Source organism: Dactylosporangium sp. NPDC050688 (genome assembly GCF_040654515.1).
Classification (GTDB): Bacteria; Actinomycetota; Actinomycetes; order Mycobacteriales; family Micromonosporaceae; genus Dactylosporangium.
The window spans coordinates 1-25,000 of sequence record NZ_JBFAIC010000017.1; the positions used below are offsets into that span (position 1 = coordinate 1).

The window sequence follows — 25,000 nt, forward strand, 5'->3', positions numbered from 1 at the left end:
TGCTCGGTGCCGATGTAGTTGTGGTTGAGCATCCGGGCTTCTTCCTGCGCCAGGACGACAACCCGTCGTGCTCGGTCGGTGAACCGCTCGAACATCCCTGCTCCTTCACGTGCCGTGTCCGTCGCCGCCGCCCCTGCCGCGGAACCCCCCTCAGGGAGTCGCCACGCCGAAGCTCTGTCGGACGCCAACGTGACCGTGCCATCACTCTATCGCCGTGAGCCGACACATTGCGGGTGTGCGCCGTTGCCGCACCCCACCATCGGACCATGTCGCATGCGTCGTGTGGTAGTTGCATACCCTCCGGGAACGCTCGTACCCGGTGCTTTTGCCCAACGCGAGCATCCGCCGCCTTGTTCCGGCGGGCGCACCCGTACGCCAAGAGCGAAATCGACGCCGGACGCAAGTCACCCACCGTTGCCGTTCGGCTACGGTGGGTGCGCGCTGTTGAAGAACCCCAAAACGACCGCTCAGGACGAAAACGGTCAACGATCGCTAACGGCCCGCTTCGGCGTTGTAGCGGTCCACGATTTCCTGCTTGATGCGACCCCGGTCGGAGACCTTGATTCCCTTGTTCTGAGCCCATTCCCGAATCGCCTTGTTCTGCTCGCGATCGGCGGCGGCTCCACCGCGACCACGGGCACTGGCGGCACGTCCTCCGACCACGACGCCGCCCCGACCGACCTTCGTGGCCGCACCGAGGAACGGCCCGAACGCGTCACGCAGCTTCGTCGCGTTCTTCTTCGACAGGTCGATCTCATACTGAACGCCGTCCAGCGCGAACTTCACGGTCTCGTCGGCGTCCCCGCCGTCGATGTCGTCGACCAGCACGTGGATGGTCCGCTTGGCCACTGTCGTATTCCCTTCGAGGAAGTCCGCCCCGCGTTGTGCGAATGCAAAGATAACGCAATCAGGGACTACCTCGTCAACGGTACGCCGAAACTACTCCGGCCGCACCAGCGGAAAGAGGATCGTTTCCCGAATGCCGAGCCCGGTGAGAGCCATGAGAAGGCGATCGATTCCCATCCCCATGCCGCCCATGGGTGGCATTCCGTACTCCATCGCGCGCAGATAGTCTTCGTCCAGTTGCATGGCGTCCGGATCGCCCTTCGCGGCCAGTAGCGACTGCGCGACCAGACGTTCGCGTTGCACAACCGGGTCGACCAGTTCGGAGTACGCGGTGCCGAGCTCGAAGCCCTGCACGTACAGATCCCACTTCTCCGTCAGGCCCGGGGTCACCCGGTGCGCCCTGGTCAGCGGCGAGGTCTCCTCCGGGTAGTCGAAGACGAACGTCGGCGCGACCAGCCCCGGCACGACCAGCGCCTCGAAGAGCTCCTCGGCGAGCTTTCCGGGGCCCCACTTCGGGTCGACGGAGACGTCGTGCTTCGCGGCCAGCTCGCCCAGGCGGGCGTGCGGCGTTTCGACCGTCACGTCCTCGCCCAGCGCCTCGGAAAGCACCCCGTAAAGCGTCACGCGGCGCCAGTCGCCGCCCAGGTCGAACTCGGTGCCGTCGGCATAACGGACCACGTGCGTTCCGGTCAGCGCAACGGCCGCGTCCTGCACCAGCCGCCGGGTAAGGTCGGCCATGTCGTTGTAGTCGGCATACGCCTGGTATGCCTCCAGCATCGCGAACTCCGGAGAGTGCGAGGAGTCGATGCCCTCATTCCGGAAGTTCCGGTTGATCTCGAAGACCCGCTCGATGCCGCCGACGACACACCGCTTCAGAAATAGCTCGGGAGCGATCCGGAGATACAAATCCGTGTCGAGCGCATTGCTATGCGTGACGAATGGCCGGGCGGCCGCACCGCCATGCAGCAACTGCAACATGGGCGTTTCAACTTCAAGGTAATCAAGACCGTGCAGCGTGTCACGGAGACTGCGCACCACGGCGGCCCTCGTGCGCACCGTTTCCCGGGCCTGCGGGCGCACCACCAGGTCGACATACCGCTGGCGGACCCGCGACTCCTCGCTCATCGGCTTGTGCGCGACCGGCAGCGGGCGCAGCGCCTTGGCGGTCATCTGCCACTCGTCGGCGAGAATGGACAGCTCGCCGCGTCGGCTGGTGATCACCTCGCCGCGCACGCCGACGTGGTCACCCAGGTCGACCAGGCGCTTCCACTCCTCCAGGGCCTCCGCGCCGACCTTGTCCAGCGACAGCATGGCCTGCAGCTCGCTGCCGTCGCCGGCGCGCAGCGTGGCGAACGCCAGCTTGCCCGTGTTGCGGATGAAGATCACCCGTCCGGCCACGGCCGCGCGCTCGCCGGTGGCGGTGTCGGTCGGCAGGTCGCCGTACTGGGCCCGGACCTGCGCGATCGTCGCGGTCCGCTCGAATCCGACCGGGTAGGGCTGCTTGCCCTCGTCCAGCAGCCGGGCACGCTTCTCCCGGCGGATCTTCATCTGCTCGGGGAGATCGAGTTCCTGGTCAACGGCTGGCTGGTCCTTCACGACGGCACAATCCCTCTACGAGAATTCCACGAATTACGACGAGCCTACTCAACAGCACGTTCGGTACTTTTGGCGACGTGGATTTCGCAGCGCACGCTTCCTCGTTCGGCGCCGCGGCGGACCTGTACGACCGGATCCGCCCCCGCTACCCGCGCGAGGCGCTCGACTGGGCCATACCCGAAAAGTCGGACATCTGCGACCTGGGGGCAGGCACTGGGATCCTGACCCGCCAGCTCGCCGACCTCGGCCACCACGTGGTCGCCGTCGAGCCCGACGACAAGATGCGCGCCAAGATCGTCGGTGACGCCCGCAAGGGTGACGCCACCCACATCCCTCTACCGGACGCCAGCGTCGATGTCGTCACCGCCGGCCAGGCCTACCACTGGTTCTACGGCGAGCCCGCGCACGCCGAGATCGCTCGCGTGCTGCGCCCCGGCGGCCGGTTCGTGCCGATCTGGAACATCCGCGACGAGCGCGTCCCGTGGGTCGCGAAGGCCTCCACCCTGTTCGACGGCGCCCGGGAGCGCGACGCGTTCGACGAGACCGCCGTCAAGGACTTCGGCCCCCGCTTCGGCCCGGTGACGCTCAAGACCTTCGAGTGGAGCACCACACACACGACCGCGTCGTTCATGGAGCTGGTCAGGTCCCGCTCCTACTACCTCGTCGCCGGCCCCGAGGCCCGCGAGCTGCTGGAGCGGCAGCTGCGGGAGCTGCTCGACCAGCTCGGCGAGGAGTTCGAACTGCCGTACGTGACCTACGCGTACACCGGCGAAAAACGCTAACTCTTGTTGCGGTCGAAGATCAGTCGCAGCCCGATCAGGGTGAGCATCGGCTCGTGGTGCGTCACCGTGGCGCACTCGCCGATCACGATCGAGGCCAGGCCGCCGGTCGCGACGACCGCCTTCACCGTGCCACCCAGCTCCGCGGACACGCCACGCACGATCCCGTCGACCTGCCCGGCGAAGCCGTAGACCACGCCGGACTGCAGGCACTCGACCGTGTTCTTGCCGATCACCCGCGGCGGCTTGACCAGCTCCACCTTGCGCAGCTGGGCGGCGCGGGAGGCGAGCGCGTCGACGGAGATCTCGATGCCGGGCGCGAGCACGCCACCGAGGAACTCCCCGCGCGCCGACACGACGTCGAAGTTGGTGGACGTGCCGAAGTCCACGACGATCGAGGGGCCGCCGAACAGGGTGAAGGCGGCCAGCGTGTTGGCCACCCGGTCGGTCCCGACCTCTTTGGGGTTGTCGATCGCCAGCTGTACGCCGGTGCGCACGCCCGGCTCGACGATCACCGTCGGCACGCCGGGGTAGTACCGCTGCAGCATGGTCCGCAGCGAGCGCAGCGCCGCCGGCACGGTCGAGCAGGCCGCGATGCCGGTCAGCGACACGGCGTCGGTGGCGAGCAGGCCCCGGTAGAGCAGGCCGAGCTCGTCCGCGGTGGCCCGCGAGTCGGTCTTGATCCGCCACGAGTGGACCAGCTTCTCGCCCTCGAACGTGGCGAGCACCGTGTTGGTGTTTCCGATGTCGATGCACAGCAGCACTTGGTGAGCCTAACGAAAGGCCCGCCAGCGCCGGGGTGAGCCTTGTCATCTACGATCCGGTTCCCATGATGCCGACGGCACGAACGCTGCTCGCGCTGCTGCCCTTGGCCGCGCTCGTGTTCACCGTGTTCGCACTGCGTCCTGGCAGCCTGGACGTCCGCCAGGCGGTCATCCGGGCGGCGGCGCTGGTGGCCGGGGTCACGGTCGTCTTCGTGGAGCTGCTGTCCCTCGCCGGGTGGATCACGACCTGGCCGGTGATCGTGTACTGGCTGCTGTTCGCGGGCGTGTCGGCGTTCTTCGCCCGGCGCAACCTGCGGCTGCCGTCGCGCCCCGCCCTGACGAACTGGGACAAGGTGCTGCTCGGCGCGATCGGCCTGCTCGCCCTCGCCGAGCTGGTGCTCGCCCTGGCCTCGTCGCCGAACAACTACGACTCGAACCACTACCACCTGACCAAGGTCGAGCACTGGATCGCCGACGGGGACCTCGACCCGTACCCGACGGTCCAGAACCAGCAGATCATCCTGGTCCCGGGCGCGGAGTACCTGTTGCTGCAGGCCCGGCTGCTCACCGGCGACGACTCCCTGTTCAACCTGCTGCAGTGGGGCGCGACCCTGCTCGCCGCCCTGGCGATCTCCCGCTGCGCCGCGCAGCTCGGCGCCGGCCGCACCGGCCAGCTGGTGGCCGCCGCCGTGTTCTTCGCCGCACCTGCGGTCGCCCTGGAGTCCACCAGCACCCAGAACGACCTGGTCGTCACCGCCTGGGTGATCTGCGCCGCCACCCTCGCCCTCGACGGCGCCCGCCGCCTCGCGACCGCCGCTGACGTGCTGTCCCTCGCCGCCGTCGCCGGCCTCACCGCGGTGACCAAGTCGACCGGCCTCATGGCGCTCGCCCCGGTCCTCCTCTTCTGGGGCATCTGCCAGCTCCGGCAGCGCCGCCTGCTGCGCACCGTCGGCGCGGGCGCCGCCGTCCTCGCCGGCATGGCCGTGCTCGCCGGACCGGCGCTGCTACGGGTCAATGACGCGTTCGGCTCACCCCTCGGCCCGCCCGGCTACAGCGCCGCCCTGTCCACCGAGCGCAAGGACCCGCCCGCGGTCCTGGTCAACGGCCTACGGCTGGCCGCTTCCACGCTCACCACGCCGATCCCCGCGGTCAACGACGTCGTCGGCGACGCCGTGATCGGCATCGCGCACCTGGTCAACGTCGACCCGAACGAACCGAAGATCACCCAGTGGCGCAGCGTCTTCCCCGGTACGCGCTGGAAGCCCGACGAGGACCGCTCGCCGTACCCGGTGACGGCCGCGGTGATCCTGGCCGCCCTCGCCGCCACGCTGGTCTGGCGCCGCCTGCCGGCGCTGGTCAGGGCGTACGCGGTCATGGTGCTGGGCGCGTTCATCCTGACCGCGGCCGTGGTCAAGTGGCAGTACTGGGGCAACCGGCTGATCCTGCCCGCCTTCGCGGTCGGCGCCCCGCTCGCCGGCTACTGGGCCGACCGCCTCAGGTCCTACCGCACCGGCGCGATCGCCATGGTCGTCGTGCTGGCCGCGGCCTTCGCGTCCGGTGGGGTTGCCGTCGCGTACGGCCAGCCACGCCGCCTCGTCGGCCAGAACTCGGTGTTCGCCCTGTCGGACTGGCAGGAGCGCTTCGTCCGGCTGCCCGAGCAGGCCGTGCCCTACCAGCGCGCGATCGACGACATCCGCGCCAGCGGCGTGCGGCGGGTCGGCCTGGTCATGGACGGCGACCTGTGGGAGTACCCGCTGCAGATCTCGCTGCCGGACGTGGAGCTGGTCGCGGTCGAGTCGGTGATCCCGACCGCCCCGGCGGCCCCGATCTCATCGGTGCAGGCGATCGTCTGCGCGGCCGCCGTCGACCGCTGCACCCGCGCCGTCCCGTCGACGTGGCAGGTGCAGCGGTACAGCGAGATCGTGGCCGTCGCGTTCCCCCCGTAGCCGCGCGGCGGCCGGGTCAGTGGGTGGTGCGCAGGTCCATGGCGATGTCCAGGATCGGCGAGGAGTGCGTGAGGCCGCCGACCGACAGGTAGTCGACGCCGGTGGCCGCGTACTGCGCGGCCGTGGCCAGCGTCAGCCCGCCCGTGGCCTCCAGCTCGGCGCGCCCGCCCACCGCGGCCACCACCTCGCGCAGCAGGTCCGGCGGCATGTTGTCCAGCAGCAGGAACGTCGCCCCGGCGGTGACCGCCTCGACGGCCTCGCCGACCGTGGTGACCTCGACCTGGACCGGCACGTCGGGGAACGCGGCGCGGACCCGCTCGTACGCGGCCGTGATGCCACCCGCCGCCAGCTTGTGGTTGTCCTTGATCATGGCGACGTCGTACAGACCCATGCGCTTGTTGGTGCCGCCGCCGGCGCGGACCGCGTACTTCTCCAGGATGCGCAGGCCAGGCGTGGTCTTGCGGGTGTCCAGGACCAGGGCGTGGGTGCCGTCGAGCAGGTCGGCCCACTGGCGGGTGTGCGTGGCGACGCCGGACATGCGGCACAGCAGGTTGAGCGCGGACCGCTCGGCGGTCAGCAGGTCGCGGGTCGGGCCGGTGACGGTGGCGAGGACCGTGCCGCGCACGACGGTCGAGCCGTCCACGGCGTGGATCGCCACCTCGACGGCGGGTGAGACGGCCTCGAACACGGCCGCGGCGACGGCCAGGCCGGCGACCACGCCCTCGGCGCGGGCGACCAGCTCGGCGGCGTCGGTCTGGGTGGCCGGGATGGTCGCCACGCTGGTCACGTCGAGCCGGTCCGGGCCGAGGTCCTCGGTCAGGGTGCGCTCGACGATCTCGGCGACGGCGACGGGATCCAGCCCGACCTTCCGCAACGACGCCTCTGTTTCCGGGGTCACGCATCCTCCCAGGTTTCGGTCAGGGCGCCGGTGCCGGACAGGCCGGCCAGGAAGTGGCCGCGGAACACGTCGCTGGCGTCGGGGAAGTCCTCCCGCCAGTGGCAGCCGCGGGTCTCCTGGCGCAGGTCGGCGGCCCCGACCAGGGCACCGGCGACGGTGAGCAGGTTGGTCGCCTCCCAGCTGGCGAGGCCGGGGGCGGCACGGTCCAGGGCGAGCTTGGTGAGCGCCTGCGCGGCCTGGTCGAGCGACTCGGCGCTGCGCAGCACCGACGCGTGCGCCGACATGGCGGCCTGCAGCGGGGCACGCAGCGCGGGGTCGGCGGACCACGACGGCAGGTCGACGGTCACCGGGTCGGTCTGGGCGGGCAGGTCCCGGGCGATGTCCTCGGCGATGCGGCGGGAGAAGACGAGCCCCTCCAGCAGCGAGTTGGAGGCGAGCCGGTTGGCGCCGTGCACACCGGTACACGCGACCTCACCACAGGCATAGAGACCCGCGATCGACGTGCGGCCGTGCAGGTCGGTGCGGACCCCGCCGGAGGCGTAGTGCGCGGCCGGGGACACCGGGATGAGGTCCGCGGCCGGGTCGACGCCGGCCGCCCGGCAGGAGGCGACGATCGTCGGGAAGCGCCCCTCGAGGAACTCGCGGCCGAGGTGGCGGGCGTCGAGCCAGACATTCTGGGTGCCTTCGGCGCGCATGACCCGGTAGATGCCCTTGGCGACCACGTCGCGGGGGGCGAGCTCGGCGAGCTCGTGCCGGCCGAGCATGAACCGGTTGCCGTCGCCGTCGCGCAGGTAGGCGCCCTCGCCGCGCAGCGCCTCGCTGACCAGTGGCTGCTGCGAGTCGCGGTTGTTGAGCGCGAGCGCGGTCGGGTGGAACTGGACGAACTCGATGTCGGTGACGGCCGCGCCGGCGCGCAGGGCGAGCGCGACGCCGTCGCCGGTGGAGACGACCGGGTTGGTGGTGGCGGAGTAGATCTGGCCCATGCCGCCGGTGGCCAGCACGACCGCGCGGGCGAGGACCGCGCCGACGCCGTCCTCCGCGCCCTCGCCGAGGACATGCAGGGTGACCCCGCAGGCCCGGCCGGTGGCGTCGGTGAGCAGGTCGAGGACCAGGGCGTGCTCGATGAGCCGGATCCACGGGTCGCGGTGCACGGCGGCGTGCAGGGCCCGCTGCACCTCCGCGCCGGTCGCGTCGCCCCCGGCGTGGATGATCCGGTTGGCGTGGTGGCCGCCCTCGCGGGTCAGCATGAGCGAGCCGTCGTTGTTGCGGTCGAACTCCGCACCCCAGCGGATCAGCTCGCGGACGCGGGTCGGGCCCTCGCGGACCAGGACGTCGACGGCGGTCGCGTCGCACAGGCCGACGCCGGCGACCAGCGTGTCCTGCGCGTGTGCCTCCGGCGTGTCGAGCGGGTCGAGGACCGCGGCGATGCCGCCCTGGGCCCAGCGGGTCGAGCCGTCATCGATGTTGACCTTCGTGACGACGGTGACGTGCAGTCCGGCCTCGCGCAGGTGCAGGGCGGCGGTCAGCCCGGCGACGCCGGAACCGATCACGACGACGTCGGTCGGCTCGGCCCACCCCGGCTGGGGCCCGGCGAGACGGCGCGGCAGTACGGGCAGCTCCATCACTCCAGTCAACATCACAGGACGGCATCGCGCGCCGTGCCAAGAATCACGCGAGCGGCAGGGGGCCGGTGCCGAGCTTCGCCACCGACGCCTTCAGCGGCCGGGAGCTCATCAGGTAACAGGCGAAGGTCTGGTCGCTGCCCAGCCAGTCCGAGGCGGTCTTCGGGCCGACGGCGGCGGCGGACAGGTCGGCGCGGTCGGCGGTCTCGGCGAGCCCCAGGTACCGCAGCCCTACGCCCACGCAGCCCTTCGCCGACGCGTTGCGCACCGCGGTCTCGTCGAACGGGGCGTCCATCGGCGCGATCGAGTAGCTGCCGGTGTACTCGCCGTCGTGCGGCGCGGTGCAGTCGACGTACTTGAGCGACGCGATGCACCCGATCGGCAGCGCCGGCCCGGCCTTGGCCAGGCTGCCCTCGCGGCTGGTGAACTCGTCGGCGGCCGGGCCGGTGACCGCGGCGACCGCGCAGCCGAAGAAGCCGTCGGTGGCCGGGGCGATCCACGACGCGAGGATCTGGACCTTCGACTCGTGCCAGTTGCCGCCGAGGAACGCGGTGCCCTCCACGACGCAGGCGCGGCGGGCCTGGGCGTACAGGAGGTTCTGGGCGATCTTGACGTTCTCGCCCTTGGCCTGGTCGAGGCGGTGCAGCAGGTCCTCGCCGGCCTGGCCGACGTGGAACACCTCGACGGTGTGCGCGCCGGCGCAGTCGACGGGCCCGCCGGCCCACGGGAAGGCGGCCTTCGCGCCGGCCACGTCGACCGTCCAGCAGGAGCCGACCTGCGGCGCGGCGGCCGGTGGGGTGTGCGGGATCTTCCTGGACGTGTCGCGCAGCAGCCAGTAGGCGCCGCCGCCGGCAAGGGCGAGCACGACGACGATCAGCAGGACCCGTTTCATGAGGAAGGAGTGTGCCATTACCCGCCGGTAACGTCACCACCTCAGATCGGCGCGTTGCCGTTCCCGCGCAGCGACCGGCTCACCGACAGGTTGCCCTCCAGCATCAGGTAGCAGCGGGCGGTGCGGTCGCCGTAGGACCACCGGGTCGGGCTCGCGGTCGACCAGGCGAAGGAGAACTGTTTGTTCTCGGTGAACTGCGCCTCAGTGAGGCCGAGGTACCGCGCCACGATCGTCTTGCAGCCCGGCTGCAGCAGCGCGCGGCGGGCGCCCGAGTCGCTCGGGTAGGGCCGCGCGTCGGGCGAGTAGAACGTGCCGGCGTATTCGCCGTTGTGCAGAGTTTCACACTTGGCCGGCACGAAGTCCTCGATGCCGCCACCGCTGTCGGTCTCGACCTTGACGCAGCCGATCTCGATGGGCCGGTTGCCGCGCAGCGTGTCCTTCAGACTGGTCGTGCGGGGCGCGATCGTGTTGGTGTCGTCGGAGACCTCGACCAGGTCGCACCGGTAGTAGTGCGCCGCGCCCTTCCACTGCTTCTCCGACGGCGGCAGCACCCGCAGCACCAGCCGGCCGTCGTGCCAGTCGCCGCCGAGGAAGTCGTTGGCCTGGGTCTGGCAGGCGGCGAACGCGTCGATGAGCTCGGCGCCGGCCGGGACCGAGGTCTGCTGCGCGAGCGCGCCGGAGAACTCGCCGACGTGGACGGTCTCGCTGGAGTGCGACGCGGTGCACTCGACCTCGACCAGCTCGGGTCCGACGACGAGCTTGTCGGCGGCACCCTTGAAGGTCCAGCACTCACCGGCGGAGGGCTTCGGCACGGCCGGCGCGGCCAGGGCGCTCCAGCCGTTGACGAGGTCGCCGTCCGTGCCGGCCGGCTTGCCGCAGCCGGCGGCCAGCAGCACCGCCGTCACGGACAGCCCGACGGTCCACCGCTTCATCCCGAGCCCACTCCCACCTCACGACACTGGCGCCACCCCGCGAAGGGATCAGATCTTTCCGTTGCCGAGGCCCTTCAGCGACCGGACGGTGCTCTTCTTGTCGTAGAGCATCGCGTAGCAGCGGGCCGTGCGGTTGCCGCGCAGCCAGTTCTCCTCGTCGACCATCCAGAAGCCGATGCCGACCTCCTGGTGGTTGTCCAAGGTCGACTGGGTCATGCCGAGGAACTTCGCGCCGAGCGCCTCGCAGCCGGTGCGCATCGCGGCGCGGCGCTCGTCGGCGTTCTTCGGGAACGCCCGGTCGCCGGACATGTAGGTGCCGACGTACTCCATGTTGTGGGTGGCCGTGCACGCGGTCGGCTCGTAGTCCTCCCACGTCTTGCCGTCGGCCTCGTAGATCTCCTGCGCGCAGGTCAGCGCGATCGGCTTGTCGCCGGTGAGGCCGCCCTTGAGGCTGCTGGTGCGGCTGACCGGCTTGCCGGCGTCGCTCTGCACCTCGGCGAGGTCGCAGCGGAAGTACCGCCCGCCGCCGGCCCACTGCGTGGTGGACGGCGGCAGCACGATCAGCTCGAGGCGGCCGTCGTGGTAGTCACCGCCGAGGAAGGTCTGCGCCTCGGTGTTGCACTTGGTCCACGCGTCCTTGAGGTCCGCGCCCTTCGGCGGCGACGACCCGTTGGCCGCGGGGCCGTTCAGCTCGCCGACGTAGAAGGTCTCGCTGATGTGCGCGGTCGTGCAGTTGGCCACGGCCGTGAAGGAGAAGATCGTGAGGGTGTCCGTCTCGAAATACGGCACGGTGCTGTCGTAGCACGCCCCGACCGGCGGCGACGGGACCTTGGGCGCGGCCAGCATGGCCCACTCGTCGACAAGGTTCTTGTCGACGCCCGCGGGCGTCGTGCATCCGGCCAGCATCACAACAGCGGCGAGTGGCGCCACCGCCGTCACGAGCCGTCGAAAACGCACCATGTTCCAACCCCTCCCCCGGCGCACTCAGCGCGGGTGCAGTGTGCCAATGATCAATGTGGTTGGCAACCCGACCCAACTGCTGGATCTAGGACACATCTACGCCACTGTTATCGGTAACCCTTTTGTACCCGCACCGTGCAATGAGGCCGAGACCGGCTTCGGCGGCCACACGAAACAGCGGACCCCGCGGTTGCCCAGCTCCCACGCCGTCTTGTCGTAGGGCATGGTGACCAGACCCGTGCGGGAGCGGAAGTTCGCGTCGTCGGGGACGGCGACGTACGCGGCCACGACCGGCCGGCAGCCGGCCAGGTTCGCGTTCACCCGGGCGTCGGCGTCGGCCGGGTACTCGCCGTCCGGCGGCTCGTGGAGCCCGGCGAACTCGCCCTCGTGCGGTGCCGTGCACGACGCCGGGAAGATCCGGTCGATGGCGCCGGTGGCGCCGCCGGGCTTCGTGGTGACCTTCACACAGCCGATGCGCAGCTCCCCGCCGTCGGGGCGCAGCACACCGCGCAGCGAGCCGGTGCGGGTGGCGACGCTGAACCGGTCGATGTCCTGCAGCGCCTGCAGGTCGCAGCGGAACCAGCGGGCACCGGCGTCCCACAGCACCGGGCTCGGCACATCCACGCTCAGCGACACCCTGCCGGTGCGCCAGTCCGCGCCCAGCAGGGTCTTCGCGTCGTCGGCGCAGCGGGTGTACGCCCCGCGCAAGGCCTGCGTGCCCGCGACCGGCGGCGTGGCGCGCTCGGCATCGGCGCCGGTGAACCTCCCCACGGAGATCAGCTCGGTCTCGTGCGGGTTGGTGCAGGGCACCGGCGCCGGCCAGCTGGTCACGTCGGCGCTCGCGGTGCCGCCGGGCAGCGCGTAGCAGGCGGGGGCGACCGGATCGACCAGCGCCGCGGTGGGCAGCATCGGCCAGCCGTTGACCAGGTCGCCGTCGGCGCCGGCCGGTGCGGGCCGCGTGCAGCCGCCGAGCAGCGTCACCGCCGCGACGACCAGCACGACCGAGCGCCGCACCGCACCTCCCCCAAGGCCTTATGCCCGGAGCAGGTCTCCCCTCACGGGCTCGCCCACCATACCCGGTATGGCGTCCGCCGGATCGTGACCGAGCTCGATGATTCGGTTCGCGTCGTCGACGTGCACGATCCGCGGCTGGTACGTCCTGGCCGTCGCATCGTCCAGCTGCGCGTACGAGATGAGGATGACCAGGTCGCCGGGGTGCACCAGGTGCGCGGCGGCGCCGTTGATGCCGATGACGCCGCTGCCGCGCGGGCCGGCGATCACGTAGGTCTCCAGGCGCGCGCCGTTGGTGACGTCGACGATCGCGACCTGCTCGCCGGCGAGCAGGTCGGCGGCGTCCATGAGGTCCTCGTCGACCGTGACCGATCCGACGTAGTGCAGGTCGGCCTGAGTGACCGTGGCGCGGTGGATCTTGGACTTGAGCATGGTGCGGATCACGGGAGCTGGACCTCGATGTTGTCGATGAGCCGGGTGCCGCCGACCCAGGCGGCCGTCAGCAGCCGCGCCGGGCCGCGCGCCGGGGCCGGCCCGAGCATGGGGTCGGTGAGCACGAAGTAGTCGAGCTTGACCTGGGGTTCGGTGGCGAACTCGGCGAGGCCGGCCGCGACCGGGTCGGGCGCCTGCGCGGCCTTGCGCAGCGCCCTGGACAGCACCAGCGCCGCCTGCCGCTCCGCCGGGTCGAGGTAGCGGTTGCGGCTGGACAGGGCGAGACCGTCGGGCTCGCGCACGGTCGGCACGCCCCGCACGTCGATCGGCAGGTCGAAGTCGCGGACCATGGCCCGGATCATGCCGAGCTGCTGGTAGTCCTTCTCGCCGAAGTACGCGACGTCCGGGCGGGTCAGCTGGAACAGCTTGTTGACCACCGTCAGCACGCCGTGGAAGAACCCGGGCCGGCTGGCGCCTTCGAGCTGGTCGGCGGCGGGCCCCGGGTCGACCCGCACGGCGGGCGGGCCCTGCGGGTACATGACCTGCGGCGTCGGCGTGAACGCGAGGTCCACGCCCGCCTCGCGGGCCACCGCGAGGTCCGCCTCCAGGGTGCGCGGGTAGCGGTCGAAGTCCTCGCCCGGCGCGAACTGCAGCGGGTTCACGAAGATCGTGAGCAGCACTGTGTCTGCTTCTGCGCGTGCGGTACGCAGCAGCGCGGCGTGCCCCTCGTGCAGGGCCCCCATGGTCATGACCACGCCCACGGTGCCCCGCGCCGCGGCGCGGGCGGCAGCGAGCTGCTCGCGGGTCTCGACGACGTTCACGCCTTGCCTCCGGCGGGTTTCGCCCGACAGCGGGCGGCGCTCATGCCTTGCCTCCGGTGCCCTTCGGGCGGCGGCGGGTGCTGCGCTGCACGGCGACCACCGGCTGTGGGCGGGTGGTGCCCAGCACATCGAGCAGCGGCTCGGCGTCCATGGGGCGCAGCCGGCCGGCGGCGATGACCCGGTCGGCGGTGCGCCGGGCGAGCGCCAGGTACGGCGGCACCGACTCCGGCGCGACCGACTCCAGGGCCTGGAGGTGCTTGGCGACCGTGCCGACGTCGCCGCGGGACACCGGGCCGGTGATGGCGGCGTCGCCGAGGCGCAGCGAGTTGTCCAGCGCCGCGCCGAGCAGCGGGGCGAGCACCTGCTCCGGGTGCCGGACACCGGCGTCGCGCAGCCGGTCGAGGGCCTCGTTGACCAGGGTGGCGAGGTGGTTGGCACCGTGTGCCAGGGCCGCGTGGTACAGCGGCCGGCGCTCCTCGGCGATCCACTCGACCTGCCCACCGAGGTCGGCGACGAGGGCGGCGGCGAGGTCGTGGAGGCCTTCCGGGGCGGTGACGCCGAACGAGACCCCCTCGGCGAGCCGCTGCAGGTCCACGGCGGTGCCGGTGAACGTCATCGCCGGGTGCAGGGCGAGCGGCCGCGCGCCGGCGGCGATGGCGGGCGCGAGGACGGCGAGGCCGTGGGCGCCCGAGGTGTGCGCGACGATCTGCCCCGGGCGCAGGGCACCGGTCTCGACCAGCCCGCTGACCAGCCCGGCGAGCACGTCGTCGGGGACTGCCAGCAGTACCAGATCCGCGGAGGCGGCGACCTGGTCGGCGGGGAGGAGCGCGACGCCGGGGAGCAACTGCTCCGCGCGGACCTTGGAGTCGGTGGACACGCCCACCGCGGCGATCACCCGGTGACCGGCGGCCACGAGCGCGGCGCCGAGCACCGCACCGACCCGCCCGGCACCGATGATGCCGATGTTTTGCCTGTTCAGGGCGCTTTGCATGGTGAAGGATCCAGTCCTCGACAGTGGGGTACCGGTCGATCACGAGTATGCGCCGCGACGGGCAAAGCGGACAGGTCGTGTGGGATTGTCAACACCACGTTTCGGGCCCTTTACCGGCGCCTGAAGCGGCCGATAAAGGACCCGAGAAGCCCACGTCAGAGGCGGTGGTGCAGGTAGTCCCTGATCAGGGCCTTCGCCTCGCCGAGCACGACCGGGTCACCCTCGGGCGAACGCCGGAACGCCATCTTGATCAGGGCGTCGGCCGCCTCCACGGCGATCGCCAGCACGAACTGCAGCCGTTCGGCGTCCACGATGCCGAACCGGCCGATGAGCAGCGCCGCGAGCTGCGAGACGATGACGTCGTTGTTGTCCCGCTCGTCATCGAGCAGGTGGATGTCCACGACGTCACCGAAGTGCAGGGTCCGGAAGCCCGGCACGGTGCGGTGCATGTCGATGTACTCGTCGATGGCCGCGTCGACCGCGTCCCACCAGTGCGAGATGTCCTCTTCGGCCAGCCGGGCGCCGAGGCGCTCGAGGTAGCCCTCCAGACTGCGCAGGGTGAGGGCCTGCACGATCGCGCGCTTGTCGGGGAAGAACTGGTAGACCGAGCCGATCGCCACCCCCGCCCGCTCCGCCAGCAGCGTCGTGGTCAGCCCGTCGTAGCCCACCTCGTCGACGAGTTCGGCGCACGCGTCGAGCATCCGCCCGACCCTCGCCACGCTGCGCCCCTGCACCGGAACCCGGCGCAGTGGTTTCGTCCCAGCACTGGCCACTGTCTGCGTCGCCACCCGGCAGTCCCCCTAAAGCTTGTCCACCTTGAAACCTACTCACGTCAACGAGCGGGCACGATCGACGGATAGCCCATTTCACTCTTGTGGTTCAACGGGTCATTGACGGCGGGCATACGTGAAGGGTACTCAGGTTTCGTGACTTCTCCGTGGGCCAACTGGGCCGGCAACCAGACCGCGCGGGCGACGCGTGTCACGCACCCGTCGAGCACTGCTGAGCTGGCCTCCGTGCTCGCCGGCGCGGCTGCGGAGGGGCTGCGCGTCAAGGCCGTCGGCAGTGGGCACTCGTTCACACCCACCGCTCTGACGGACGGGGTCCGCATCGAGCTGGACCGCATGGCGTCACTCGTCGGGGTCGAGGGCAACCTGGTCACCGTCCAGGCCGGCATGAAACTTGCCGCCCTCAACGCGACCCTCGCCGCGCACGGCCTGGCCATGCCCAACCTCGGCGACATCGACGCGCAGACCATCTCCGGGGCGCTGTCCACCGGCACGCACGGCACCGGCGCGGCGTACGGGTGCCTGTCGACCTTCATCGAGGCCCTGGAGCTGGTCACCGCCGACGGCTCGGTGCTGCGCTGCTCGGCCACGCAGCAGCCGGACCTGTTCGCCGCCGCCCGCGTCAACATCGGCGCGCTCGGCGTGCTCACCGAGGTCACGCTGCGCTGCGTGCCCGCGTTCATCCTGCAGGCCGACGAGCGCCCGGCGCCGCTGGCAGACGTCTGGTCAGGGCTGGACACGCGCATCGCCGAGAACGACCACTTCGAGTTCTACTGGTTCCCGTACACCGACCGGGTCCAGATGAAGCGCAACAACGTCGTGCCCGCCGCGGACCGCCCCCTGGCCGGCTGGCGCCGCTGGCTCGACGACGACTTCCTGTCCAACACCGTGTTCGGCGGCGCCTGCCGGCTGGGCCGCGCCGTGCCGTCCACGGTGCCGGCGATCAGCCGCGTCTCGGCCAGGGCGCTGTCCGCTCGCACCTACACCGCCGCGTCCCACGAGGTGTTCTGCACCCCGCGCCGGGTCCGCTTCGTCGAGATGGAGTACGGCGTGCCCCGCGCCGCCCTGCGCGAGGCCTTCGACGGCCTGCGGTCGGTGGTGGCCGGCCTGCCGTACAAGATCCAGTTCCCGGTGGAGGTCCGGTTCACCGCCGCCGACGACATCTGGCTGTCGCACGGCTACGGCCGCGAGAACGCGTACATCGCGATCCACCAGTACGCCGGTGCCCCGTTCGAGGAGTACTTCCAGCGCTTCGAGGCGATCACGACCCCCCTCGGCGGCCGCCCCCACTGGGGCAAGATGAACTATCGCGACGCGGCGTCCCTGGCCACGGCGTACCCGCGGTTCGCCGACTTCACCGCGCTGCGCGACAAGCTCGACCCCGGCCGGCTGTTCGCGAACGCGTACACGGAGCGGGTGCTCGGCTGACCTCCGGACTCGCCAGCTCGCGCTGCACTCGAAGAAGACCGGCCTGCGCGAAGGGTCGCCGGAGCGACCCTTCGCGGGTCGTCACTCGGTCGGCGGGGTCGCCTTCTTCGCCGCGGTGGCCTTCTTCGGTGCGGCCTTCTTCGCCGGGGTCGCCTTCTTGGCCGGCGTCGCCTTCGCAGCGGACGTCGCCTTCTTCACCCCAGCGGCAGCCTTCTTCGCCCCGGTAGCCGCCGCCTTCTTCGCCCCGGTAGCGGCCGCGCCCTCGGTGGTCTTCTTCGCCGCCCTGGCCTTCTTCGGCGCCGGGCCCTTGGCCCGCTTCTCGGCCAGCATCTCGCTCGCCTCGTCCAGGGTCAGCGTCTCCACCGACTGGTTGCGCCGCAGCGACGCGTTGAATTCGCCGTCCGTCACGTACGGGCCGAACCGGCCGTCCTTGATGACCAGCGGCTTCTCGGTCGCCGGGTCGGGGCCCATCTCGCGCAGCGGGGGCTTGGCCGCGGCCCGGCCGCGGGTCTTCGGCTGCTCCAGCAGCGCCAGCGCCTGTTCGAGGGTGATCGTGAAGAGCTGATCCTCGTTCTCCAGGGACCGCGTGTCGGTGCCGCGCTTGATGTACGGCCCGTAGCGGCCGGGCGAGGCGACGATGTCCTCGCCCGCGGCGTCCTTGCCGACGATGCGGGGCAGGGTCAGCAGCTGCAGCGCCTCTTCGAGGGTCAGGTGCTCCGGCGACTGCGTGGACAGCAGCGAGGAGTTCTTCTCCCCGGTCGACACGTACGGTCCGTACCGGCCGGACTTGAGCACGATCGGCTCGCCGGTCTCGGGGTGCTCGCCGAGCTTGCGCTCGCCGCCGGCGCCGCCGACGAACAGCTCGGCGACCTTCTCCGGGGTCAGCTCGTCCGGGGCCAGGCCGTCCGGCACCGGCGCGCGGTCGCCCTCGTCGCCCTCGGGGGCGTCGGCGAGGAAGCGCTGCAGGTAGGGCCCGTACCGGCCGACGCGCACGACGACGTCGCGGTTTGCCTCGTCACGAAACAGCGGGATCGAGTTGATCCCGCGTGCGTCGATCTCGCCCAGCCGCTCGGTGACCATGCGCTTCAGTCCACCCTGGCGGGGCACCGACCCTTCGTCGCCAGTGTCTCCACCGAAGTAGAACGGGCGCAGGAAGTCCACGGCGCTCTCGTCGCCGTTGGCGATCTCGTCGAGGACGTTCTCCATCGATGCGGTGAAGTCGTAGTCGACCAGGCGCGGGAAGTGCTTCTCCAGCAGCCCGACGACCGCGAACGCCAGGAACGACGGGATCAGCGCCTGGCCGCGCTTGAACACGTACCCGCGGTTGTTGATCGTCTCCATGATCGACGCGTACGTCGACGGGCGCCCGATGCCGAGCTCCTCCATCGCCTTGACCAGCGACGCCTCGGTATAGCGAGCCGGCGGCTGGGTGGTGTGGCCGGTCGGGGTGAGCCCCTTCTCGGTCAGCGTCTGGCCCTTCACCAGGACGGGCAGGCGCCGCTCCGCCTCCTCGGCCTCCGCGTTCTCGTCGTCGGAGGACTCGACGTAGGCGCGCAGGAAGCCGGGGTCGGTGATCGTCTTGCCGGTGGCGCTGAAGTCGACCGACTCGTTGGCCGGGGTCACCGCGTTGATCCGCACCGAGGTGCTGTTGCCGACCGCGTCGGTCATCTGCGACGCGATCGTGCGCTGCCAGATCAGCTCGTACAGCCGCAGCTCCTCGGCGCTGAGCTCCTTGGCGACGTCGCCCGGGGTGCGGAAGCTGTCGCCGGCGGGGCGGATCGCCTCGTGCGCCTCCTGGGCGTTCTTGACCTTGCCGGTGTACCGGCGGGGCTGCGGCGGCACGGCGCCGGGCCCGTACAGGTCGTGGATCTGCTGGCGGGCGGCGGCGATCGCGGCCTCGGAGAGATTCACCGAGTCCGTTCGCATGTACGTGATGTAGCCGTTCTCGTACAGCCGCTGCGCGATCCGCATGGTCTGCGCGCTGGACAGCCGCAGCTTGCGCGAGCCTTCCTGCTGCAGCGTCGAGGTGATGAACGGCGCGGCGGGCTTGCGCCGGTAGGGCTTCTCCTCGACCCGGGTGACCGTGAACGGCCGCCCCGCGAGGCGCGCGGCGAGTCCGCGGGCGCCCTGCTCGTCGAGGTGGATGACGCCCGCGTTGGGCCGGATCTGCCCGGTCTCGGGGTCGAAGTCGCGGCCGGTGGCGACCCGGTCGCCGTCGATCGCCAGCAGCGTCGCGTTGAAGGTGCGCTCGTCGCCGTCGGGCAGCAGCCTGGCCAGGATGTCCCAGTAGTCGGCGCTGCGGAACTTCATCCGCTGCCGCTCCCGCTCGACCACGATGCGGGTGGCGACGGACTGCACACGCCCGGCGGACAGGCCGCGCTGGACCTTCTTCCACAGCACGGTGGACAGGTCGTAGCCGTAGAGCCGGTCGAGGATGCGCCGGGTCTCCTGGGCGTCGACCAGCGAGCGGTTGATCTCCCGCGGGTTGGCGACGGCGGCCTGGATCGCCGGCCTGGTGATCTCGTGGAACACCATCCGCTTGACCGGGACCTTCGGCTTCAAGGTCTCGAAGAGGTGCCAGGCGATGGCCTCGCCCTCGCGGTCCTCATCTGTGGCGAGGTAGACCTCGCTGGCGGTCTTCAGCAGCTCCTTGAGCCGGGTGATCTGCTTGCGCCGGTCGGCGGAGATGACATAGACCGGGGTGAAATCGTTGTCGACGTCGACACCGAGGTAGGCCCACGGCTTGCTCTTCAGGTCGTCGGGCATGTCTTTCTTGCCGACGGGCAGGTCACGGACGTGGCCGAAGCTCGCCTCCACGACGTAATTCGGGCCCAGATAGCCCGAAATCGTCTTGGCCTTCGCCGGCGACTCGACGATCACCAGCCGCTTCGTGTTGGCGGAGTTCGGCACAGCTCTCCCCGGTGCGGACGGACATGTGTCAAACGTAACGCGCGCCTACGCGCCGAGTTGCGCATGGCTACACCCGGCGGTCGGCTTGCGACACGCCGATCGGCGCCACGGTACACCTAAGCAGAAGCGCTACCTGCCCGATCTTGCGATCGTGTCGCATCGGCTGCCGTATTTGTCACGCTTTGTCGACCGGCGGTGACCCTGATGGCGGGTGGAATCACACCGCGCGGCACTGGCCCAGCGTACCCGGCGATCACCGCGGCCAGCGCTCGTGCGGCGCCTCCGGCGGCGGCTCCCCGACGAGCTCCGCGAGGCGGGTCACCCGTCGCAGTCCCACGATGCGGTACGCCGGCCCACCCGCCTTGGGACCGACGAACACCGCGATGAGCCCCACGGCGGCGAGGGCGTCGCCAACCGCGACCCAGTTGTCGGCCACCTGCCTGTCGATGGAATTTTCGTCGGTACCCCCACCGCCGTCCGGCGTGTCCGCGCTTTCGGGGGCCGGTTCGGCGAGCGGATCGAGCTCGACGGTCGGCAGGTCCGCGACGCCGGAGTCGGGCCAGCTGTCGCGGCTGTCGTCGATCCAGTCCTCGACCTCCAGGCCCAGGTCGACCGGGCCCGGGTCGAACGTGGAGATCAGGCTCGTGGTCTTCTTCTTCGCCCGCCCCCGCGGCGGCCCCGGCACGTCATCGGTCGGTTCCTCGTCGGGCGTGTCGTCCGTCTCACCCGCCTCACCGGTCGCCGCGGCCCCTGGCTCCTCGGCCGCGTCGAGCTGCTCCTCGCCGGCGGTTGCGGCCTCGTCCCCGTCCGTTGGCTCCGCTTCCTCCTCCGGCAGGCGGGGGCGGCTGGGGGCGAGGCGGAGCAGGTACGCGCGCTGGCCGTCCCACGACCCCGCGGCGGCCACCCACAACCGCAGCCGCCGCCCGTCCAGCGCCAGGTCCGCGGGGCACACCTTCCTGGTGCCGTCCAGCCAGCGGGCCGCGAGGGGGGCCAGCAGCGCCGCATACGCGGTCCTCACCGTCCAGCGGTCCTCGACCCCGGTCGGCTCGCACGACACGACCAGGCCCCGCTGCTCGCACTCGGCCCGCAGCACCTGGGCCCGCCAGGCGTCCTCGACCTCGATCGACACCTTCGCGGTGCCGCCCATCCGGCCGACCTCGCCGGCGCCGGCGAGCAGGCCCTCCAGGTCCATCGGGGTCGGCGGGCGGGCCTCCACCCCGAACAGCGACAGTTGCCGGCTCCGAGCCGGCGTCACCGACACTCGGGCACCTCGCTGAAGGCCTTCTGCAGGTCCTTCTGCCCGACGTGCTTCGGGTCGATGGCGCTCTGCTCGTACTCCTCCTTCAGCACGGCGAACGCCGATCCGACCGCGGTGTAGAAGGTCTTCGCGTCGGCGGTCGGCAGGGCCTCGACGGAGCGCTTCGCGTTGCCGTACGCGTCGCGGGCCTTCGACAGCGAGGCGGTGAACTGCTGGGCGACCTTGTCGCCGCCGGAGACGTCCGGCACGCCGGCGCCGCTGACCCCGGCCCTGGCCTTCTCGCTCGCGGTCTCGGCGCCGGAGAGCAGCTCGACGATGTTGGTCTTCGTCTGCGCGGCCGTCTTCGCCGACTGCAGCTGCTGCTGCGCCTTCGTGGTCAGGTCGGCGATCTCCACCCGCCACGGGGTCAGTGCGGTGCACACCGCCAGCGCCCAGCGCTCCGGCGCGACGTCGCCGTTGCCGTCGGACCCGCAGCCGGCCGTGCCCGCCGAAACGACGACGAACAGCAGGCCGGTGGCGATGACGCGGAAGTGCATGAATGGAAGCCTAGAACCGATCGTCTGTTCGACAAATACGACGCCCCGGCCGGAATGACCGGCCGGGGCGTCGCGGTAGTGCTCAGGTCAGGCGGTGACCCGCTCCGAGGCCGGCTCCTGCGAGGAGGTGTCGTCGCCGTCGCCGGCGTCGACCGAGACCGGCTTGCGCTTGCTGATCAGCACCGCCACGACGACGACCAGCGTCGCCGCGATCGCGATGCCGAAGCGGACCGCGGGGCTGCCGTCGCCCGTGGTGTAGACCACCACGGCGGGCGCGATGAGCAGTGCGACCAGGTTCATCACCTTGATCAGCGGGTTGATCGCCGGGCCGGCGGTGTCCTTGAACGGGTCACCGACCGTGTCACCGATGACCGTCGCGGCGTGCGCCGGCGAGCCCTTGCCGCCGTGGGTGCCGTCCTCGACGAGCTTCTTCGCGTTGTCCCACGCGCCACCCGAGTTGGACAGGAAGACCGCCATCAGCGTGCCCGTGCCGATGGCGCCGGCCAGGTACGCCGCGAGCGGGCCGACACCGAGGCCGAAGCCGACCGCGATCGGCGCCATCACCGCGAGCAGACCCGGCGTGATGAGCTCACGCTGGGCGTCGCGGGTGCAGATGTCGACGACCTTGCCGTACTCCGGGCGCTGGGTGTAGTCCATGATGCCCGGGAACTCGCGGAACTGGCGGCGCACCTCGAACACGACCGAGCCGGCCGACCGGGCGACGGCGTTGATCGCCAGGCCCGAGAACAGGAACACGACCGCGGCACCGATGAGCAGGCCGACCAGGTTGCCCGGGTTGGCCACGTTCAGGAACTTGTCGACCTCGACCTGCGAGAACTCCTTGAGGATCGAGTCCGTGTAGGAGCCGAACAGCGCCGTGGCGGCGAGCACCGCGGTGGCGATCGCGATGCCCTTGGTGATCGCCTTGGTGGTGTTGCCGACCGCGTCGAGCTCGGTCAGCGTGCGGGCGCCGCGCTCGTCGATGTCGCCGGACATCTCGGCGATGCCCTGCGCGTTGTCGCTGATCGGGCCGAACGTGTCCATCGCGACGATGACGCCGACGGTGGTGAGCAGGCCGGTGCCGGCCATGGCGACCGCGAACAGCGACAGCGTGATCGAGCCGCCGCCGAGCAGGAACGCGCCGAACACGCCGGCGCCGATGACGAGTGCGGAGTAGACGGCCGACTCGAAACCGACGCTGATGCCGGCGAGCACCACGGTCGCGGGGCCGGTCAGCGCGCTCTTGCCGATGTCCTTGACCGGGCGGCGCTCGGTCTCGGTGAAGTACCCGGTCAGCGCCTGGACGATCGCGGCGAGCACGATGCCGATGATGCAGGCGATGATCGCGGTGACGTGCGGGCCGAACGGCGGGGCGTCACCGTCGGCGCCGAGCTTCAGCGTCTCGCGCCAGCCGTCGCCGAGCAGCTTCGACCACGTCGCCGGCAGGTAGAACAGCGCGGCGGCGCTGACCAGGATCGCGGAGATGACGGCGGAGATGTAGAACGCCCGGTTGATGGCGACCAGGCCGTTGCGGTCGGACGGGCGCAGGCGGGTGAGCGCCACACCGAGGATCGCGACGATGACGCCGATCGTGGAGACGATGAGCGGGAAGACCAGGCCTTCCTCGCCGAACGCGGCCCGGCCGAGGATGAGCGCGGCGACCAGGGTCACGGCGTAGGACTCGAACAGGTCCGCGGCCATACCGGCGCAGTCGCCCACGTTGTCGCCGACGTTGTCGGCGATGGTGGCGGCGTTGCGCGGGTCGTCCTCCGGGATGCCCTGCTCGACCTTGCCGACCAGGTCAGCGCCCACGTCGGCGGCCTTGGTGAAGATGCCGCCGCCGACCCGCATGAACATCGCGAGCAGCGCGGCGCCGAACCCGAAGCCTTCCAGCACGGTGGGGGCGTCGCTCTTGAAGATCAGCACGACCAGCGCCGCACCGAACAGGCCCAGGCCCACGGTGAGGAAGCCGACGACGCCACCGGTGCGGAAGGCGATCTTCATCGCCTTCTCCCGGCCGCCGTCTTCTCTGGCCGCCGCCGCGACGCGCAGGTTGGCGCGGGTGGCCAGCGCCATGCCGGCGCCACCGATGAAGGCCGAGAAGGTCGCGCCGACGATGAAGAACGCCGATCTGCCGATCTTGACCATGGTCTCGTTGTCCCCGACGTCACCGACGGGGAGCAGGAACAGCACCACCACGGCGATGACGACGAAGATGGCGAGGGTCTTGAACTGGCGAGTGAGATACGCGGTCGCGCCCTCCTGCACCGCCCCGGCGATCTCCTGCATCTTCGGGGTGCCCCGACCAGTCGCGAGCACAGCCTTGACCAGCGCGGCCGCGAAGCCCAGCGCCACGAAGGCGATCACGAGCGCGACGACGACATAGGTCAGGTTGTTCCCGCTGAGGGAAATCTCGTCGGCTGCGACGAGTGTTGCGGACATTCGTTGTCCTCCTGTACCGACACATGACAGCGCCGCGAGCGGTCAGGCCGGCGGCGGGTTCTCCCAAGGGAGCCGTGCTGGACGGTCGAGGTACCCAATGACCAGGCCCGTCATACACGATCGCAGTACTCTAGCCGCACAGCGTGTCTGTGGTCACACCGACTTGCGCGTTTCAAGAGATCGCATTTCGTCGATGGTCCACTTTGTCAGCAGGCATGCCCGCCCGTCCTACTCCGCCGGGCGCTCCAACGGCCACGACATCCGGACCTCCGTGCCGACCCCTTCTGCCAGCTCGGACACGTTCAAGTCATCGACGAGCCCCGCCAGCAGGGCCAATCCCATCCGCGCGGCGACCGCCTCCTCCGCCAGCAGCTCGGGCGGCGTGGTCAGCGGCAACGCCGGGTCCGACAGGACCATCACGGAATCTTCATCCCCAACTTCACCCGCGAGCCGGGCCACCATCGCCCCGTTGGCGGCGCGGTCGACCACCCGCACGGTGAAGCGGTCACCGTCGGCCATCGCGACGTCGACCAGGTCGTCCAGCCCGTGCGAGCGGTGCAGCGCCACGGCACGGGAGCAGGCCTCGCCGATGGCGAGCCTGACCTCTTCGAGCAACTCCTCGGACACACCGGCCCGCCGCGCGACGGCGACACCGACGAGACGTGCGGTGCGGACGTGCGCGGCCGCCGGCGAGAACGACAGCCTGACAGTGGGCATGAACCTAGGCCGTGGGTTCGGCGTCCGAGCCGGCCGCGGCGGTCGCGGCAGCCACGGAGTCGTACAGGGAGAACACCCGGTCCAACGCGGTGATCCGGAAGATCTTCAGGAGCCGCTCATGCGCGCACACCAGCCCGAACGTGCCGTTGACCGCCCGCAGCCGCTTCAGCGCGCCGACGAGCACGCCGAGCCCGGTCGAGTCCAGGAACTCCACCCGGCTCAGGTCGACCACGACATGACGGGCACCCGTCTCCACGAGCTCGACCAGCTTCTCGCGAAGCCGTGGCGCGGTGTACACATCCACCTCACCGCCGACTTCGAGCACCGTGTGGTCGCCGGAGTCGTACGTCGACAACGACAGCTCCATGCGGACCTCCTCCTCTGGGCGGTTGGGCCGTGTTTGCGCGCACGCACCCGTTACGAGTCTCTCG

Annotated in this window: 22 protein-coding genes; 3 read left to right on the plus strand and 19 right to left on the minus strand. The window is 70.9% G+C overall.

What is annotated here, in order from left to right; genetic code table 11:
- Positions 1-492: 492 nt before the first annotated feature.
- Both AB0H83_RS18440 and lysS read right to left on the minus strand, forming a co-directional pair.
- Positions 493-849: an Lsr2 family protein gene (locus AB0H83_RS18440; RefSeq protein ID WP_033363218.1), complete on the minus strand. Its 357-nt coding sequence runs from the start codon at positions 847-849 to the stop codon at positions 493-495.
- 90 nt (positions 850-939) lie between these two features.
- On the minus strand, positions 940-2,394 hold the full coding sequence (gene lysS / locus AB0H83_RS18445) for a lysine--tRNA ligase (protein WP_360095159.1): 1,455 nt from the start codon (positions 2,392-2,394) through the stop codon (positions 940-942).
- 125 nt (positions 2,395-2,519) lie between these two features.
- On the opposite strand from lysS, the gene AB0H83_RS18450 reads away from it, so the two are divergent.
- Positions 2,520-3,224, plus strand: coding sequence for a class I SAM-dependent methyltransferase (locus AB0H83_RS18450; protein ID WP_360094781.1), 705 nt, complete (start codon positions 2,520-2,522; stop codon positions 3,222-3,224).
- On the opposite strand, the gene AB0H83_RS18455 is transcribed toward AB0H83_RS18450, so the two are convergent.
- Positions 3,221-3,985, minus strand: coding sequence for a type III pantothenate kinase (locus AB0H83_RS18455; RefSeq protein ID WP_360094784.1), 765 nt, complete (start codon positions 3,983-3,985; stop codon positions 3,221-3,223). The genes AB0H83_RS18450 and AB0H83_RS18455 overlap by 4 nt on opposite strands.
- A gap of 68 nt (positions 3,986-4,053) precedes the next feature.
- On the opposite strand from AB0H83_RS18455, the gene AB0H83_RS18460 reads away from it, so the two are divergent.
- Positions 4,054-5,931 (plus strand): hypothetical protein, encoded by a 1,878-nt coding sequence (locus AB0H83_RS18460; protein ID WP_360094787.1) that lies wholly within the window; start codon positions 4,054-4,056, stop codon positions 5,929-5,931.
- 16 nt (positions 5,932-5,947) lie between these two features.
- Here the strand turns inward: AB0H83_RS18460 and nadC are convergent, their stop codons facing one another.
- The 10 genes from nadC to AB0H83_RS18510 form a co-directional block, all read right to left on the minus strand.
- Positions 5,948-6,829 carry a carboxylating nicotinate-nucleotide diphosphorylase gene (nadC, locus tag AB0H83_RS18465; RefSeq protein WP_360094790.1) on the minus strand — a complete coding sequence of 294 codons (882 nt, stop codon included), beginning with the start codon at positions 6,827-6,829 and terminating at the stop codon, positions 5,948-5,950.
- Positions 6,826-8,466: an L-aspartate oxidase gene (locus AB0H83_RS18470; protein ID WP_360094794.1), complete on the minus strand. Its 1,641-nt coding sequence runs from the start codon at positions 8,464-8,466 to the stop codon at positions 6,826-6,828. Before AB0H83_RS18470 ends, nadC begins: the two co-directional genes overlap by 4 nt.
- A 31-nt stretch (positions 8,467-8,497) precedes the next feature.
- Entirely contained in the window at positions 8,498-9,343 is an 846-nt protein-coding gene (locus tag AB0H83_RS18475; protein WP_360094797.1) for a septum formation family protein, read from the minus strand.
- Between the two features lie 41 nt (positions 9,344-9,384).
- Positions 9,385-10,275, minus strand: a complete 891-nt coding sequence (locus AB0H83_RS18480; protein WP_360094800.1) for a septum formation family protein — start codon at positions 10,273-10,275, stop codon at positions 9,385-9,387.
- A gap of 48 nt (positions 10,276-10,323) precedes the next feature.
- Positions 10,324-11,235: a septum formation family protein gene (locus AB0H83_RS18485; RefSeq protein ID WP_360094803.1), complete on the minus strand. Its 912-nt coding sequence runs from the start codon at positions 11,233-11,235 to the stop codon at positions 10,324-10,326.
- A 96-nt stretch (positions 11,236-11,331) separates the two neighbouring features.
- A complete protein-coding gene (locus AB0H83_RS18490; protein ID WP_360094806.1) occupies positions 11,332-12,249 on the minus strand; it encodes a septum formation family protein in 918 nt (305 codons plus the stop codon).
- Positions 12,250-12,267: 18 nt separating this feature from the next.
- Positions 12,268-12,690 carry an aspartate 1-decarboxylase gene (gene panD / locus AB0H83_RS18495; RefSeq protein ID WP_360094809.1) on the minus strand — a complete coding sequence of 141 codons (423 nt, stop codon included), beginning with the start codon at positions 12,688-12,690 and terminating at the stop codon, positions 12,268-12,270.
- Positions 12,687-13,499 carry a pantoate--beta-alanine ligase gene (gene panC, locus AB0H83_RS18500; protein ID WP_360094812.1) on the minus strand — a complete coding sequence of 271 codons (813 nt, stop codon included), beginning with the start codon at positions 13,497-13,499 and terminating at the stop codon, positions 12,687-12,689. Before panC ends, panD begins: the two co-directional genes overlap by 4 nt.
- A 40-nt stretch (positions 13,500-13,539) precedes the next feature.
- Positions 13,540-14,490: a DUF2520 domain-containing protein gene (locus tag AB0H83_RS18505; RefSeq protein ID WP_360094815.1), complete on the minus strand. Its 951-nt coding sequence runs from the start codon at positions 14,488-14,490 to the stop codon at positions 13,540-13,542.
- A 155-nt stretch (positions 14,491-14,645) separates the two neighbouring features.
- On the minus strand, positions 14,646-15,191 hold the full coding sequence (locus tag AB0H83_RS18510; protein ID WP_360095162.1) for a TetR/AcrR family transcriptional regulator: 546 nt from the start codon (positions 15,189-15,191) through the stop codon (positions 14,646-14,648).
- Positions 15,192-15,416: 225 nt separating this feature from the next.
- On the opposite strand from AB0H83_RS18510, the gene AB0H83_RS18515 reads away from it, so the two are divergent.
- The gene (locus AB0H83_RS18515; RefSeq protein WP_360094818.1) at positions 15,417-16,706 is read left to right on the plus strand and encodes a D-arabinono-1,4-lactone oxidase; all 1,290 of its coding nucleotides are present in this window, start codon (positions 15,417-15,419) and stop codon (positions 16,704-16,706) included.
- Between the two features lie 81 nt (positions 16,707-16,787).
- Here the strand turns inward: AB0H83_RS18515 and topA are convergent, their stop codons facing one another.
- The 6 genes from topA to AB0H83_RS18545 all read right to left on the minus strand — a co-directional run bounded on the left by topA (position 16,788) and on the right by AB0H83_RS18545 (position 24,936).
- Positions 16,788-19,616, minus strand: a complete 2,829-nt coding sequence (gene topA, locus AB0H83_RS18520; protein ID WP_360094821.1) for a type I DNA topoisomerase — start codon at positions 19,614-19,616, stop codon at positions 16,788-16,790.
- A gap of 253 nt (positions 19,617-19,869) precedes the next feature.
- Positions 19,870-20,871, minus strand: a complete 1,002-nt coding sequence (locus AB0H83_RS18525) for a hypothetical protein (RefSeq protein ID WP_360094824.1) — start codon at positions 20,869-20,871, stop codon at positions 19,870-19,872.
- On the minus strand, positions 20,868-21,410 hold the full coding sequence (locus AB0H83_RS18530; protein ID WP_360094827.1) for a hypothetical protein: 543 nt from the start codon (positions 21,408-21,410) through the stop codon (positions 20,868-20,870). Before AB0H83_RS18530 ends, AB0H83_RS18525 begins: the two co-directional genes overlap by 4 nt.
- Positions 21,411-21,497: 87 nt before the next feature.
- On the minus strand, positions 21,498-23,852 hold the full coding sequence (locus AB0H83_RS18535) for a sodium-translocating pyrophosphatase (protein ID WP_360094830.1): 2,355 nt from the start codon (positions 23,850-23,852) through the stop codon (positions 21,498-21,500).
- A gap of 228 nt (positions 23,853-24,080) precedes the next feature.
- Positions 24,081-24,569 (minus strand): ATP-binding protein, encoded by a 489-nt coding sequence (locus AB0H83_RS18540; RefSeq protein WP_360094833.1) that lies wholly within the window; start codon positions 24,567-24,569, stop codon positions 24,081-24,083.
- A 4-nt stretch (positions 24,570-24,573) separates the two neighbouring features.
- Positions 24,574-24,936, minus strand: coding sequence for an STAS domain-containing protein (locus AB0H83_RS18545; protein WP_360094836.1), 363 nt, complete (start codon positions 24,934-24,936; stop codon positions 24,574-24,576).
- Between the last annotated feature and the right edge of the window lie 64 nt (positions 24,937-25,000).

Bases quoted from the DNA above. Each gene is read 5' to 3' on its own strand.
- AB0H83_RS18475 (WP_360094797.1), bottom strand. From the start codon at position 9,343: ATGAAACGGGTCCTGCTGATCGTCGTCGTGCTCGCCCTTGCCGGCGGC.
- AB0H83_RS18535 (WP_360094830.1), bottom strand. From the start codon at position 23,852: ATGTCCGCAACACTCGTCGCAGCCGACGAGATTTCCCTCAGCGGGAAC.
- AB0H83_RS18485 (WP_360094803.1), bottom strand. From the start codon at position 11,235: ATGGTGCGTTTTCGACGGCTCGTGACGGCGGTGGCGCCACTCGCCGCT.
- AB0H83_RS18480 (WP_360094800.1), bottom strand. From the start codon at position 10,275: ATGAAGCGGTGGACCGTCGGGCTGTCCGTGACGGCGGTGCTGCTGGCC.
- lysS (WP_360095159.1), bottom strand. From the start codon at position 2,394: ATGAAGATCCGCCGGGAGAAGCGTGCCCGGCTGCTGGACGAGGGCAAG.
- AB0H83_RS18545 (WP_360094836.1), bottom strand. From the start codon at position 24,936: ATGGAGCTGTCGTTGTCGACGTACGACTCCGGCGACCACACGGTGCTC.
- AB0H83_RS18510 (WP_360095162.1), bottom strand. From the start codon at position 15,191: ATGCTCGACGCGTGCGCCGAACTCGTCGACGAGGTGGGCTACGACGGG.
- AB0H83_RS18505 (WP_360094815.1), bottom strand. From the start codon at position 14,490: ATGCAAAGCGCCCTGAACAGGCAAAACATCGGCATCATCGGTGCCGGG.
- AB0H83_RS18530 (WP_360094827.1), bottom strand. From the start codon at position 21,410: ATGCACTTCCGCGTCATCGCCACCGGCCTGCTGTTCGTCGTCGTTTCG.
- AB0H83_RS18540 (WP_360094833.1), bottom strand. From the start codon at position 24,569: ATGCCCACTGTCAGGCTGTCGTTCTCGCCGGCGGCCGCGCACGTCCGC.
- AB0H83_RS18470 (WP_360094794.1), bottom strand. From the start codon at position 8,466: ATGTTGACTGGAGTGATGGAGCTGCCCGTACTGCCGCGCCGTCTCGCC.
- AB0H83_RS18460 (WP_360094787.1), top strand. From the start codon at position 4,054: ATGCCGACGGCACGAACGCTGCTCGCGCTGCTGCCCTTGGCCGCGCTC.